Raw genomic sequence first — 14,713 nt, 5'->3', positions numbered from 1 at the left:
TCCTTATGAACTATTCAAAAGCCTTATTAGAAACGATTGAAGCCGCTCAAATCTTGGCGGGTCATTTTGAGTCCCAAACGCTAGATACCTGGCATATCCTAGTGGCCCTAGCCAATAATCCTTATAGTGTAGCTGGTTCTGTCTTAAGTGACTATCCTATGCAGATTGATGATTTTCAAGATGCGGCGGAGCACATTACGGGTCAAGTCTACCAGAGGGATGGCCGCTATGAGGTGTTTCCTTTTTCTTTCCGTGTCGAAGAAATCATGAAACGTTCCCAAGAGATTGCCCAGGCAGTCCATGCCAAAAGTCTTGGAACAGAGCATGTCCTCTTGGCGCTTCTTTTAGAACGGGGAACCTTGGCTTCTCAAGTATTGGAGTATGTCGGCTTCCGCTATGATGATCAGGAAGAGGGCATTAAAATCGTCGAGCTTCGTAAGAGCTTGGAACAACGAGCAGGTTGGGACAAGGAAGCTGTCAAGGCTATTCGTTCGCTCTATCGGGCCCAGCAACCAAACCGTCAAACCATGGGAAATATGATGGGCATGCCAGCCTCTACCAGCGGTGGTTTGGAAGACTACACCCGAGATTTGACAGAAATGGCTCGCAATGGCAGTTTGGAACCGGTGATTGGCCGGGGTCAAGAAATCTCGCGGATGATTCAGATTTTGAGTCGCAAAACGAAAAATAATCCGGTCCTTGTAGGTGATGCAGGTGTCGGAAAGACCGCTCTAGCCTTGGGCTTGGCTCAACGGATTGCCAGCGGAGATGTCCCGACGGAACTGGCTAAAATGCGGGTCCTAGAATTGGACTTGATGAATGTTGTCGCAGGGACGCGGTTCCGTGGAGATTTTGAAGAGCGGATGAACAACATCATCAATGATATCGAAGAAGACGGCCATGTCATCCTCTTCATTGACGAGCTCCATACCATTATGGGCTCTGGCTCTGGGATTGACTCCACCTTGGATGCGGCCAATATCTTGAAGCCAGCCTTGGCTCGCGGGACCCTACGGACCGTAGGAGCCACTACGCAAGAAGAATACCAAAAACACATTGAAAAAGACGCTGCTCTGTCACGCCGCTTTGCTAAGGTCTTGATTGAGCAACCCTCTGTTGCAGATAGCATCGCGATTTTGCAAGGGCTCAAGAAGACTTATGAACGTCACCACCGTGTCCATATTACGGATGAGGCCATCGAGACAGCTGTTGTCTATGCCAATCGTTATTTGACCAGTCGCCTCTTGCCTGACTCCGCCATTGACCTCTTGGATGAGGCGGCAGCGACCGTGCAAAACAAGGGGCCTCAAGCCGGTCTTCAGTCCGACTTGACAGCTGCTGATCAAGCCTTGCTCAAGGGGCAATGGAAAAAAGTTGCTCAATTGCTAAAAGAAGATGCCAGTCCAAAAGGCTACCAGCTAGAAGTCAAGGAAGAGGATATCCTGAAGACGCTCAGTCAATTGTCAGGCATTCCTGTGGAGAAACTAACCCAAACAGCAGCTAAGAAATACCTTGAATTGGAAGCAGAACTTCATAAGCGCGTGATCGGTCAGGATCAGGCTGTCTCAAGTATCAGCCGAGCCATTCGCCGCAATCAGTCGGGAATTCGGTCTCACAAACGGCCAATTGGCTCCTTCCTCTTCCTCGGTCCGACTGGGGTCGGGAAGACTGAGCTGGCGAAGGCGCTGGCTGAGGTCCTCTTTGATGATGAGTCCGCTTTGATCCGCTTTGATATGAGTGAATACATGGAGAAATTTGCGGCCAGTCGTCTCAACGGAGCCCCTCCAGGCTATGTCGGTTATGAAGAAGGGGGCGAGTTGACGGAAAAAGTCCGCAACAAACCTTATTCAGTCCTCTTGTTTGATGAGGTGGAAAAAGCCCATCCGGATATCTTTAACGTTCTCTTGCAAGTCTTGGATGACGGTGTTTTGACCGACAGCAAGGGACGCAAGGTAGATTTCTCCAATACCATTATTATCATGACCTCAAACTTGGGAGCTACCGCTTTACGAGATGATAAGACGGTTGGCTTTGGAGCTAAGGATATTCGCTTTGACCAGGCCAATATGGAGAAACGCATCTTTGAAGAGTTGAAGAAGACCTATCGACCAGAGTTTATCAACCGGATTGATGAGAAGGTTGTCTTCCATAGCTTGACCAGTGACCAAATGCATGAGATTGTCAAGATTATGGTGAAACCGCTGGTTCAATCTCTAGCAGAGAAAGGCATTACTCTGAAATTCCAAGCGTCTGCTCTTAAATGGCTGGCGACTCACGGATATGATCCAGAGATGGGAGCACGTCCTTTGCGCCGAACCATCCAGACCCAGGTGGAAGACTACTTGGCAGAGATCCTCTTGAGAGGAGAAGTGGCTGAAGGGCAAACCCTCAAGGTAGGTGTTAAGTCTGGTCGGCTTAACTTCACGATTGACTAGGAGGATATGCAGTGCCTCTCAAACGCTTGACCCGAATCACCCTCTTAGCAGCCCTCTGTGTGGTGCTGAGACAAGCCTTTGCCTTCTTGCCCAATGTCCAACCCATTAGTGCCATTTTCTTTTTACTGGTGCTATTTGAAGACTGGCAATTTGCCTGTTTGGTGATGGCGGTCACCATGTTTACCTCGGCTTTTCTCTTGGGGATGAGCCCAGTGGTGCTCGCTCAGATACTGGCCTTTGGCCTCCTCTTGACTCTTTGGCGGGGGCTTTACCGCCATCTGTCTTTGCAAGTTCAGACTCTAGTGGTCGGCACCTTATCCTTTCTCTACGGGGTGCTGATTGACAGTCTTTATGCTGTTCTCTATCACATGCCTTGGTGGACCTATGCTCTGGTGAATGGCTTTAGCTTTAACTTGGCCCACGCCCTTTCCACCGCCTGTTTTTACCCTCTACTTTATGTAGTATTTAGGAGATTGTATCATGAAAAAAACACTTTATAGTTTCTTTGCTGTCCTAGCAGCTCTTGTATTGGTCAGTTGCGGACAAAGCAAATCATCGACTACGGAAAGCTCAGCTTCTAGCTCACAAGTAGCGAAAGAAAAACAAATTACCATTACGGTCAGTATCGCCCCTGAAGGGCAAGAAGCTCAAAGCAAGACCTTGAAGGTTGCTGAAAAAGCCAACCTGATGGAAGTCCTGAAAGCTAACTACAAGATTGAGGAGAAGAGTGGCCTCATCACCTCGATCGATGGCGTAGCCCAGGACGAAAGCAAGGGACTCTATTGGATGTACAAGATCAATGGAGAGATGGCACCAAAAGGGGCAGCAGAAACAACTGTCCAAGATGGAGATACTATCGAATTTTATCAAGAAGTTTATCAATAAGAAAAAGAGTGAATGCTTGGAGTAGGGCTCCATTTGTTCACTCTTTTTTTGAAACTAGTTTCTATTTTTTATAAGACTTGCAAATCCTCTTGACTTCCCTATAGATGAATGTTACAATTATATTACAAAATGTAACAAATGTTACAAAAGAGAGGTATTGCCATGAAAATGAAAGGAACCTTCTTTAGTCTATTTACCCTTGCTCTAACAGCTGCTCTTCTCTTAAGCGGATGTGGATCAGAAAAGAAAAAGGAAACCAGTCCATCTTCAACTAGTAAAATTGCGCAAGTGAAACAAAGCTCTACTAGTAAAAAAGAAGAGAAAAAGACCGCAAGCAAAACCACACAAAGCACAGAAGTTGCACAATCACCTGCCATGGCTTCGAGCGAAACACAAGCGAGCCAAGAAAATCCATCAACTCCAGTGACACCAAGAGTTCCAGAAGCCAGTCAAGGCCTGGTTCCAACTCCTTCCAAAGAAACAAAACCAGCAGTGAACTCAGCACCAGAAAAACAAAAACGTCCTAGCTTGGAAGAAGGTCGCACGACTGCCAAAGAACAAGCCTCTAAGACAGAGAACCCACGCTATAAAGGTGTCTTGAGTTATGCCTCAGGGGATTATTCAGGAGCAGCAGGTAGTTGGACCGACGGTCGAGATACAGGCGTAAGCATCGGACAAGGTGGACAAGTAACCATTCAAACTCCTGGTGGCGATGCAGTGGGCTATACAATTGGAAGCTATGAATACAACTTGGATCAAGGTCATTACCATGCTGGCTTGATTTCCACCCAAGATGGATCTGCAGCTAGCCTGGATATAGTTGTCGGTCAAGATGGTCAAGTGGCAAGTGTTCAAGTGACAGAAAATGGCCATGCGCATGCCTTGGTTCGGGAATAATGGCTCGCCACTGAGAAAATTAAAAAAATGATTGAAATCAGAGATTCAATTCTGTATAATAACATACAGAGTTGAATCTTTTTTAATTTTTGTTTTATAAAAATATATTTTTTTATAAAAAAGTATTGACAGATTGAAATTATAGTTTATAATAAAATCATAAGCAAAACATGTTTTGACATTATGATAAAGGAGCCAGTTAGATGAAAGAAAAAGTGGCAGTAGTATTTGGAACGTTTGCCCCCCTTCATCAAGGTCATATTGATTTAATTCAACGGGCAAAACGCCAATGCGACCGCGTTTGTGTGATTGTCTCTGGTTACAAAGGTGACCGAGGAGAAGAAGTTGGCCTTCCTTTGCAGAAACGTTTTCGCTATATTCGAGAAGGTTTTTCAAATGATGAACTCACCCAAATTTATAAATTAGACGAGACAGAACTTCCTCGCTATCCCTTAGGATGGGAGCCTTGGTTGAAAACAGCCTTAGAAACCATTCAATATGATGCTGAGAGAGAGGAGCTTATCTTCTTCGTTGGAGAGAAAGCTTACCAAGAGGAGCTTGAAGCGAGAGGCTTTCAAGCGCACCTACAGGAGCGTCAGTTTGGGATCTCAGGGACCCTCATCCGGGAAAATCCCAGCAAGTATTGGAAATACATTGCGCAACCCTTCCGTCGTCAGTTTACGAAAAAGGTCCTCATTATGGGGAGTGCTAGTAACGGGAAGACGACCTTGGCAAAAGATTTGGCCCGCTTCTATGATGCGCCAGTGAGCTTAGAATATGCCCGGGAGTACCAGATCAGAAACAATGTACGGGATGATGAGCTGACCCCCAAGGACTATTATTATCTCCTACTTGGACAATACGATCAAACCTCAAAATTAATCGACAGTAGTGCCAATCGAGGCCTGGTCATTGCGGATACGAATTCGCTGGTGACCAAGGGCTATTACGACTACTATATGGAAGTAGAAGGCCAAGAGACCAGTATGACGGATACCTTTGATAACTTATTCGTTAGTATCCTCGCTAAGGAAAAATGGGATCTGATCTTATTTGTCCAACCCATTGGATCCTATGTCAATGATGGCTTCCGTGATATGACCATGGCAGATGACGAAATTCGCAACAGTTTTTCAAATCACCTGGATCACCTCCGCCACCAATATCTCGCAGATATTCCTACAGCCTATCTCGGGCAGGACTACTTGGGGAATTACGAAGAAGCAAAGCGTGTCATCGATACGATTTATCAAGCTGATTAAAGGAGATGCAGCATGAAACGACTACAAGAAAAAATTCAAACATTTGGGGAGCATTTAAAAAATGTCCATCGAGAAGCTGGCAAACGTGGCTTCGTAGGGATTATGAAACTCCTTTGGAAAGACCTATTTGCAGGTCGCACTCTGACACAATGGCTTTATTTGCTTGCTTTATCTAGCGTGCCCTTTGTCCTAGAGTTTACCAATCAGGAAGCAAGTCACGATTGGTTAGGGCTCTTTGCCTCCTGGACAGGAATCGTTTGTGTTATACTAGTAGCAGAAGGTCGGGCTAGTAACTATCTCTTTGGAGCAGTAAACTCAGCGATTTACCTCGTCCTAGCCCTGAACAAAAACTTCTATGGAGAAGTTTTGACGACCCTGTACTTCTTCGTGATGCAACCAATTGGTCTCTATGTTTGGTTGTCAAATCGGATCAATGACCAGGGGGATGCAGAAGAATCTCACTTTGAGTCCAAGAAATTAACCTTAATGGAATGGATCAAGTATTTGGTTCTAACAGCTCTGATTTGGATCGGGATGGGCTACGCCTATAAAAGCATCCACAGTGCTCGCCCTTTCCGTGATAGTATAACAGATGCGACCAATGGTGTCGGACAGCTTCTCATGACCGGTCTCTATCGCGAACAATGGATTTTTTGGATTGCGACCAACCTCTTCAGTATCTATCTCTGGTGGGGAAAGAGCATCCATATTCAAGGCATGTACTGGGTCTATACCCTTAACAGTCTTGTCGGTTGGTATCAGTGGAGTAAAGCAGTGAAAAAGGAGGTTGCTTAGATGGCAACAATCAGCATTCCGGAAGGGATGAACGAAAAGGAATACTACGAGACGGTCGTCAGCGAGGAAGAATTCCTCCGTTGGTATAAGGAGCAGGATCATCCTACCTATGAAAATCCAAGCGTAACTGCCGATATGGTGGCCTACTGCTTTGTGGAGGGGCGTTTGAAGCTCTTGGTGATTCGCCGCAAAACGCATCCTTGTCAGCATCGGGTCGCCTTGGTTGGAGGATTCTTGCAAAAGCACGAAGATGCTATCCAGGCTTGTATCCGTGAAGTCCAGGAAGAAGTTGGACTAGAATTGACCCCTCAAAAGGTCGAGCAACTAATGACAGTTTCTACTCCTGGTCGGGACCCTCGGGGTTGGGTCATTACCATTGCTCACTTGGTTTATTTGCCAGCTGAAGCAGTAGATATGGTCCGAGCTGGAGATGATGCCAAAGAAGTTCTCTTTCTCGATGTGGACTTCAAACATGGGGAATGTTCCCTAGACGGCCGTGTCTTGACGGCTGAAGATTTTGCCTTTGACCACTATGAGATTGTCCAAGAATCCATCAAGCGGATCCAAGGGCGCTTGGCCTGGAACCCAACCTTCCTCCATCTCCTAGAAGAGCCTTTCACCGTATACGAAGCAACCGAGTTGGTGAATCTTATCCATCCAGATAAAGAAATTTTGACCAATAATTTCCTTGTGACCTATGGCTCTTACGTTGAAGAAGTGGGGGTTAAGCGGGTACCTAAGAAAAAACCACGCAAGACCTATCGCTGGAAAGAAAGCGAATCTCAAGCGGATCAATAAGATACAAAAACAGCATCAAAAAGTTGATGCTGTCAAATGAAGATAAGTTCTTCTAAAAACTTTCCTTAAGTGAGTACGGACGTCAGCGAACTTCTTCGAAGTTCCATGACTAATTATTGAGCCTAAGGTCTCAATAATTCCGAGTGCCTGAAACATTTGTGTTTCAGGCGCTTTTCTCACAGCGGAAAGTTTTAGATTTACATAACTGACTAAAAAAATATGTCAGTTTTTTTGAAAAACCAGCTAGCTATTTTATGTTAAAAATAGTTAGTACATATTTTAAACAGCATCAATATTTCGATGCTGTTTTTTTGTCATTAAGCTTTTTCTAATTGAAGAAGTTCTTCAATCTCAGCTAGAGTGCTAGCTTGCGAAATGGCTCCGCGGAGTTTGGCTGCGCCTGAGGTTCCTCGGAGGTAGTGAGGAGCTAAGCCGCGGAATTCGCGAACGGCAATGTGCTCACCCTTGAGATTGATCAAGCGCTTCAAGTGCTCATAAGCAATCTTCATCTTGTCTTCAAAGGTCAAATCAGGCAGGATTTCTCCTGTTTCAAAGTAGTGATTGATTTGATTGAAGAGGTAAGGATTCCCTATAGCAGCACGGCCGATCATGACCGCATCGGCACCGACTTCTTCGATCCGTTGTTTGGCGTCTTGCACCGTCCGGATATCTCCGTTGGCGATAAATGGAATCTTGGTCAGTGCTTGTGCAACCTTGTGAAGGGTCTCAAGATCCGCATGACCCGTATACATTTGCTCCCGGGTCCGTCCGTGCATGGCAAGGGCGGAGACACCTGCAGCTTCAGCTGCGAGGGCATTCTCAACTGCTAGAGAAGGGTCAGACCAACCTGTCCGCATTTTAACAGTGAGGGGGATATCAAGGACGGATTGAACCTTGTTAATGATAGAGTAGATCTTGTCTGGGTCCTTGAGCCACATGGCACCCGCCTCGTTCTTGACGATTTTATTAACTGGGCAGCCCATGTTGATATCGACGATATCGGTCTTGGTATTTTCTTGGATAAATTCAGCTGCGCGTGCCAGGCTGTCCTCATCGCTACCAAAGAGCTGAATCGATACAGGATTTTCACCTTCATCAATATGGAGCATATGCAGGGTCTTTTCGTTATTGTATTGGATTCCTTTATCAGAGACCATTTCCATGACTACAAGCCCTGCCCCGAGTTCTTTAGCAATCGTGCGGAAGGCTGAGTTGGTCACACCGGCCATAGGTGCAAGGACCGTCCGGTTTGGGATCTCGACATTCCCAATCATAAAAGGTGTATTAAGATTTGTCACGAATGAGTTCCTCCAAGTCGTTTTTATCAAAGTGATAAGCCGTCTGACAGAATTGGCAAACAATTTCTGCTCCCTGGTCCTCGTCCTTCATTTCTTGAAGGTCTTTGGCTGGCAAGCTAGCCAAGGCATCCATGAAGCGTTCCTTGCTACAGTCACATTGGAAGCGGATCTCTTCTTCAGAGAGACGTTTGTAGTGATCTTCGCCATAGATGGCAGTAAGAAGGGCTTCAATATGGTCGTCAGAGGCTAAAAGGGTAGAAATGGCCGGCATTTCTTGGATACGTTTTTCAAAGCGGGCAATTTCTTCTTCCTTGGCATTTGGCAAGACCTGCACCAAGAAACCACCGGCAACCTTGACCTTGTCTTCTTCATCAAGAAGGACATTGAGCCCCACTGCAGATGGAGTTTGTTGGCTTTCAGTCAAGTAATAAGCTAGGTCTTCACCGATTTCTCCAGTGACGAGAGGTGTCATGGAATGATAAGGATTGCCTGTGCCGTAGTCGGTAATCACTAGGAATTCCCCGTTTCCGACAAATGGTCCGACCACGACTTCACCGGTCGCTGTTTTCTTGATATCCACACCAGGATTTTGCACGTAGCCTTTGACGTTTCCTTGAGTATCTGCCACAGTGATGATAGCACCAAGTGAGCTAGTACCGAGGATTTTCACCGTTATCTTGGTGTTTCCCTTTTCATTGGCGGCGAGAATTTGACTTGCGATCAGGGTCCGACCGAGGGCCACAGTTGAGCTTGCTTGTGTCTGATGGTATTCTTGGGCTGCTCGCACGGTCTCTGTACTGTCTAGTACAAAGGCACGGAAAGAGCCACTTTCTGAGATAGTTTTGATAATTTTGTCCATACCTTTTATTTTAACACAAAATAGAAAAACAGGCGCAGGCCTGCGCTTGTTTTTTGGGGTTAGGAAGAATTTTAAGACCAAAAATAGTATAATAAAACAAAGGAGGCTAGCATGAACCAATCTTTGAAAGCGGCAGTCTATGGTTTGGCGGTAGCTGATGCATTAGGGGTTCCGTATGGATTTTTAACCCGAGGCAGTTTTAAAGCGATTGAGATGGTGGGCTATGGAAGCCAACAGTAACTGGCTGGAACTTGTTCAGATGATACTAGCCTTGTATTCGCGGCCTATGATTCTTTTTGGGAAAAAGGGAAGATTTCCTCTGCTATATGCAGGAGAGGTTTGAAATTTGCTTGTTAGAGGATGATTTTACAGCAAATGACTTGCTATTTTAAACTTGTAGGAGGACCATGCTTAATCTTTTTAGGTTATCATCTAAAACTCTACCTCGGTTACAAAACAAAAACGCAGAGACATCTTCTGCGTTTTCTTACTTTATAGGTCCATTTCTGGGAAAAGTTTAGCTAGTATTTTCGGAGTAATGCTTTGTCCCGGCCCCTCAGCACAATAGGTGTGCATATACATAGAAGGATTGAAGTTGAGCTCGATGCAGGTACAGTTGGGGTTTTCCTTTGTGGAAATAGCAGAGCTGTCAGGGATGATGAGATCAACGCCACAGGCCCAGGCTCCCATAGCCTTTGCCATGTCCGCAGCGAGTTCCTTATAAGATGGGTGCATGCTGTCTGTGACATCAATCGAGTCTCCGCCAGTAGAAATGTTGGAATTGCGCCGCAAGTCAACCTTGACTCCAGCAGGCAGGATATCATCTGGTCCATAGCCTTGCTGGTCCAGCATGAGCAGTTCAATGTCCCCCAGTTCAATGATTTCAAGCGGTGAACGATGATCTCGGCCCCGCAGAGGATTGTCATTTTTGATGGTAATCAATTCTCTCACGGTATGCTGACCGTCTCCGACGACATTGGCCGCCACTCGCAAGAGGACTGCTTGGCATTGTCCGTCTAAGACAAAGAAGCGGTACTCCGTTCCAGCGATAAATTCCTCCACTAAGACGGCGACATCTTCTGAAAAAGCAATCTCCAGAGCCTTGTGATAAGCTTCCAGGCTAGCTGGCTCTTGGAAGATAGAGATGCCCAGTCCGAAGTTAGTTGACTTGGGTTTGACAACAATTTCTCGGTTCTTAATCAAAGGGTAGTAGGCCAGTCCCTCTTCTAGAGAAGAAAATTCTGCTCCAGCCGGAACGGGAAAGTCAGCTGCTGCCAAAATCTTTTTGGTGACTGTTTTATTGGCCATGGCCAAAGGGATGACATAGTTATCCTTGGAGGTCATATTACCGTTCTTGACATATTCTACATGACTACCATGCCAAAGCTTGAGAAATTGGTCCTTTTCATCTAAAATTTCGACATTTAGCCCCTTTTGAATAGCATCAAAGAGTAGCATCTGGGTGGACAGTTCCATATTTTCGTAGCCTTTGAGGGCATAAGGAGCAGTCCAGGCATAGCGGTGGTATTCTTCTGCTTTTTCTAGACCAAAAGCTGTTAAGGAATCTTGCTGGATATGGGGCAGGAGCTGTCCTGACAGTGTCAGCTGAGGATGTAAGAGAGCCTCTCTCATCTGGTCCAGCAAAGTTTGATAGTAAGTTGGCAGTTCAAAATGCTGGATGAGCCCTTCCATGGCTTGGAGAATGGCTGAGCTGTCTGCCTCATCTGGCAGGGCAGTCAGCGGGTGGCTACAAGCAATTTTCTGGTTCAAATCATGAGCATCTTTTAATACTGCATCAACATTTTCTACATCATCTAGCCAGAGCAGGCCCAGTAAAAAGAGATGGACAGTATCTAAGGTCTCTTGGCTAATGCCCAAATGGTCAAAAGGATTGAGATCGAAGCAGCGGAATTCCAGATAGGTGATACCCTGCTCCAGATAGGCGCGATTGTGCTTCTGTCCACGGAAGCGAACGGCTGAGTAAAATTCTTTTTCAGCACTGAGCTCGCCAGACTGAACGTAGTTGTCAATATCGGTTACATATTGCTCCAAAGAAGTGTAGGACACCTGAATATTCTCGTCATTGACATAGCCATAGTTGCTGTTGCGAAAAGAGCGGATAGGCTGCGGGTATTCCTGACTGTAGAAGCCGGCTTCTGCCAGAGGAGCAGCACCGTAGAGATAGGTTAAGAGCCATCGGAAACGCAGAAAGTTTCGAGCCAGTTTGAGATAGAGGTCATTTTTAAAGTCCTTGAGTAAATGATAGGAGCTGACTTGAAAGAGAGCAGCGACCAGATCTTTCCCTAGCTCCATGTTGTAGTGGATACCAGAGATGGCCTGTAGTTTTTTGCCATATTTTTTCGCTAAACCCTCTCGGTAGTGGCGTTCGTATTCGTTTTCCAGACGGGCGATGATAATATCTTCTTCAGTCAGCTGCGGTGGCATGGACAGAGGCCACAGGCATTCACTCTGGTCAATTGAGCGGCCTGCCACATCGCTGATAGCTCCCAGTAAGCGCCGCGCTTCCTTAGTAGAGTGAGCAATAGGTGTAATTAGTTCCAGTTGTTGTTCGCTGAAGTCTGTTTGGATGGTCGGGTGGAAATTGCGGGAACCAAGCTGACTCGGATGAGCAGTTTGAGCTAAGTGTCCATCAGTTGTCACTCGCAGATTTTCCCTCTCCAGACCAAAGGTCGCTTGGAGAATAGGGCTTGATGTATCCAGTTTCTGCAGTAATTGATTAATCGTCATCGTTTCACCGTCCTATGGTAGTTATTTTAGTCTATTACAAACGGAAAAAGAAAGCAAATTTCCGCTACGATTTTACAAAAATTCCGAACTTTTATTTTAAATTAAGTACTAAAATTCAGAAAATACATATTTTGTAAAAATGTAATTCGTCTACATAAGAGAAAAAACAAATGAAATGATGAACCCTCCTTGAAAAATTGTCAAATTTTTCATATAATGAGGTATAAAACATAATCGCAGGTGAGATTCCTGCCTGCTTTTCAAGAAAGGACGAGCTATATAGCTCAGACAAAGATATGACATCAGTAGTTGTTGTAGGAACCCAGTGGGGAGATGAAGGAAAAGGGAAGATTACAGACTTCCTATCAGCCAATGCAGAAGTCATTGCTCGCTACCAAGGTGGGGACAATGCCGGTCACACCATCGTGATTGACGGCAAAAAGTTCAAGTTGCACTTGATTCCTTCTGGTATCTTCTTCCCTGAAAAGATCTCTGTGATTGGAAATGGGGTGGTGGTCAACCCGAAATCATTGGTCAAAGAGTTGGCTTATCTCCATGAAGAAGGGGTATCAACAGACAGCCTTCGCATTTCTGACCGTGCCCATGTCATCCTTCCTTACCACATCGAATTGGACCGTCTCCAAGAAGAGTCTAAAGGGGACAACAAAATCGGAACGACCATCAAAGGGATTGGACCAGCCTATATGGACAAGGCTGCACGTGTAGGAATTCGGATTGCGGATCTTTTGGACCGTGACGTCTTTGCGGAACGCCTTCGCATCAATTTGGAAGAAAAGAACCGTCAATTTACCAAACTCTATGATGCAGAGGCTTTGTCATTTGACGATATCTTCGAAGAATACTATGAATATGGTCAACAAATCAAACAATATGTAACCGATACTTCTGTTATCTTGAACGATGCTTTGGATAACGGCAAGCGCGTGCTCTTTGAAGGAGCCCAAGGGGTTATGTTGGATATCGACCAAGGAACCTATCCATTTGTAACCTCTTCAAACCCAGTCGCTGGTGGGGTGACTATCGGATCAGGAGTTGGCCCAAGCAAGATCGATAAGGTTGTCGGTGTATGTAAAGCCTATACCAGCCGTGTCGGTGATGGTCCATTCCCTACAGAGCTCTTCGATGAAGTAGGTGATCGGATCCGTGAAGTTGGCCATGAGTATGGGACAACTACCGGTCGTCCTCGTCGTGTTGGTTGGTTTGACTCAGTTGTGATGCGCCATAGCCGTCGTGTGTCAGGAATTACCAACCTTAGCTTGAACTCGATCGACGTTTTGTCAGGCTTGGACACGGTAAAAATCTGTGTAGCCTACGACTTGGATGGGGAACGCATCGACTACTACCCAGCAAGCTTGGAGCAACTCAAACGTTGCAAACCAATCTATGAAGAATTGCCAGGTTGGTCAGAAGACATTACGGGTGTCCGCCACCTGGATGAGCTTCCAGAAAATGCCCGCAACTATGTTCGCCGGATCGGTGAATTGGTTGGTGTGCGCATTTCAACCTTCTCAGTCGGACCAGATCGTGACCAAACCAATATCCTGGAAAGTGTCTGGTCAAGTAAATAATTCAATAAAAGTTGGGAGTCTCTCTCAACTTTTTTGAGTCTTAAGAATACTTTAAGCCCTGTGGTCTATACTAAGACCATAAACAAAGACCTCCCAACTTTGTTTAGAATCCAAACTTTTTTTTCATAATATCTCCCTATAAGAAGGTCACCCATTGGTGGCTTTTTTTCTGGCTTCATCATATAATAGAACAAGAACATAAAAAGTAAGTGAGTGTACAAGTGAGAGACTATACCCTAGAAGAGAAAGAAGCTTTTATGCGAGAGGCTTTAAAAGAGGCGGAGATTGCCCTCGCCAATGATGAAATACCGATTGGCTGTGTCTTGGTCAAGGATGGTCAGATTATCGGGCGTGGACATAATGCGCGTGAGGAGCTGCAGCGGGCGGTCATGCATGCGGAAATCATGGCGATCGAGGAAGCCAATCAGCATGAAGAGAGCTGGCGTTTGCTGGATACGACTCTGTTTGTGACCATTGAACCCTGTGTCATGTGTAGTGGTGCCATTGGTCTAGCTCGGATTCCCCAGGTGATTTACGGGGCGACCAATCAGAAGTTTGGCGGAGCAGGAAGTCTCTACGACATTTTGACAGATGAGCGCCTCAATCACCGGGTGGAAGTGGAAACAGGAATCTTGGAAGCAGAATGTGCAGCCATCATGCAGACCTTCTTCCGCCAAGGTCGAGAACGAAAAAAACAAGCCAAGCTCGCAGCTAAGGCCGAAACACAAGAATAAAAACCAGACCTTTGCAAAATCCACAATTTATGATATAATACCTATCGGAGCAACAGTTCTGCGTGAAGCGGGTCAGGGGAGGAATCCAGCAGCCCTAAGCGAAGTGAGCTGTGTGCTCTTTTTCTATTGCTCTTGATGAGTCAAGCCTAAAAGGTGCAGATGAATATTGGAGCAGCGAATCTAGTTTGAACGGACCTGAAATGAATTCAGCTGACATCCAATCTTAAGAAGCATATTTGTTTTCTTGTCAATCAAAATTGTTCTTCTCAATAGGCCTAAATAGGCCTAAAATTTGTTGACTTACGCAAACGATTGCTCTCGGTTATGTCCTAAGGTTAGCTTATTTAGAAAAATAGTATAGAATACAAATGTAAACGTTTTAAAATAGCGAAAGCACTTGCTTATTTTTTCTT

Annotated in this window: 13 protein-coding genes and 1 other RNA gene; 11 read left to right on the top strand and 3 right to left on the bottom strand. The window is 45.6% G+C overall.

Annotated features, from left to right (window positions below; translation table 11 throughout):
- The first annotated feature begins 5 nt into the window (after positions 1–5).
- The 7 genes from I2C87_RS06030 (at position 6) to I2C87_RS06000 (ending at position 7,072) form a co-directional block, all read left to right on the top strand.
- A complete protein-coding gene (locus tag I2C87_RS06030; RefSeq protein ID WP_023024642.1) occupies positions 6–2,435 on the top strand; it encodes an ATP-dependent Clp protease ATP-binding subunit in 2,430 nt (809 codons plus the stop codon).
- Positions 2,436–2,446: 11 nt separating this feature from the next.
- Complete coding sequence (locus tag I2C87_RS06025; protein WP_023027354.1) at positions 2,447–2,935, top strand: ECF transporter S component; 489 nt, start codon at positions 2,447–2,449, stop codon at positions 2,933–2,935.
- Positions 2,916–3,320 carry a DUF4430 domain-containing protein gene (locus I2C87_RS06020; RefSeq protein WP_023024640.1) on the top strand — a complete coding sequence of 135 codons (405 nt, stop codon included), beginning with the start codon at positions 2,916–2,918 and terminating at the stop codon, positions 3,318–3,320. The genes I2C87_RS06025 and I2C87_RS06020 overlap by 20 nt, the downstream gene beginning before the upstream one ends.
- 162 nt (positions 3,321–3,482) lie before the next feature.
- Positions 3,483–4,217: a hypothetical protein gene (locus I2C87_RS06015; protein ID WP_023024639.1), complete on the top strand. Its 735-nt coding sequence runs from the start codon at positions 3,483–3,485 to the stop codon at positions 4,215–4,217.
- Positions 4,218–4,420: 203 nt separating this feature from the next.
- Positions 4,421–5,479 carry an AAA family ATPase gene (locus I2C87_RS06010; protein WP_023027352.1) on the top strand — a complete coding sequence of 353 codons (1,059 nt, stop codon included), beginning with the start codon at positions 4,421–4,423 and terminating at the stop codon, positions 5,477–5,479.
- A gap of 12 nt (positions 5,480–5,491) precedes the next feature.
- Positions 5,492–6,274: a nicotinamide riboside transporter PnuC gene (gene pnuC / locus I2C87_RS06005; protein WP_195324222.1), complete on the top strand. Its 783-nt coding sequence runs from the start codon at positions 5,492–5,494 to the stop codon at positions 6,272–6,274.
- The gene (locus I2C87_RS06000) at positions 6,275–7,072 is read left to right on the top strand and encodes an NUDIX domain-containing protein (RefSeq protein ID WP_195324221.1); all 798 of its coding nucleotides are present in this window, start codon (positions 6,275–6,277) and stop codon (positions 7,070–7,072) included.
- Positions 7,073–7,389: 317 nt separating this feature from the next.
- Here I2C87_RS06000 and dusB read toward each other — a convergent pair whose 3' ends face one another.
- Complete coding sequence (dusB, locus tag I2C87_RS05995) at positions 7,390–8,370, bottom strand: tRNA dihydrouridine synthase DusB (RefSeq protein WP_185761504.1); 981 nt, start codon at positions 8,368–8,370, stop codon at positions 7,390–7,392.
- Positions 8,357–9,229, bottom strand: a complete 873-nt coding sequence (gene hslO, locus I2C87_RS05990) for an Hsp33 family molecular chaperone HslO (RefSeq protein WP_006597306.1) — start codon at positions 9,227–9,229, stop codon at positions 8,357–8,359. The genes dusB and hslO overlap by 14 nt, the downstream gene beginning before the upstream one ends.
- Before the next feature lie 111 nt (positions 9,230–9,340).
- Between hslO and I2C87_RS10205 the strand changes: the two genes are divergently transcribed.
- Entirely contained in the window at positions 9,341–9,469 is a 129-nt protein-coding gene (locus tag I2C87_RS10205; protein WP_260471270.1) for a hypothetical protein, read from the top strand.
- Between the two features lie 252 nt (positions 9,470–9,721).
- Here I2C87_RS10205 and gshAB read toward each other — a convergent pair whose 3' ends face one another.
- Positions 9,722–11,977 carry a bifunctional glutamate--cysteine ligase GshA/glutathione synthetase GshB gene (gshAB, locus tag I2C87_RS05980; RefSeq protein WP_195324220.1) on the bottom strand — a complete coding sequence of 752 codons (2,256 nt, stop codon included), beginning with the start codon at positions 11,975–11,977 and terminating at the stop codon, positions 9,722–9,724.
- Between the two features lie 296 nt (positions 11,978–12,273).
- Between gshAB and I2C87_RS05975 the strand changes: the two genes are divergently transcribed.
- The 3 genes from I2C87_RS05975 (at position 12,274) to ffs (ending at position 14,427) form a co-directional block, all read left to right on the top strand.
- Positions 12,274–13,566, top strand: coding sequence for an adenylosuccinate synthase (locus I2C87_RS05975; protein ID WP_125335045.1), 1,293 nt, complete (start codon positions 12,274–12,276; stop codon positions 13,564–13,566).
- A gap of 221 nt (positions 13,567–13,787) precedes the next feature.
- Complete coding sequence (gene tadA, locus I2C87_RS05970) at positions 13,788–14,300, top strand: tRNA adenosine(34) deaminase TadA (protein WP_195324219.1); 513 nt, start codon at positions 13,788–13,790, stop codon at positions 14,298–14,300.
- Between the two features lie 41 nt (positions 14,301–14,341).
- An RNA gene (gene ffs, locus I2C87_RS05965) (signal recognition particle sRNA small type) lies at positions 14,342–14,427 on the top strand.
- The last annotated feature ends 286 nt before the right edge of the window (positions 14,428–14,713 follow it).

This window comes from Streptococcus sp. 1001283B150225_161107_H12, from assembly GCF_015552665.1.
Taxonomy (GTDB): Bacteria; Bacillota; Bacilli; order Lactobacillales; family Streptococcaceae; genus Streptococcus.
This window is presented reverse-complemented; position numbering and strand designations above follow the sequence as displayed.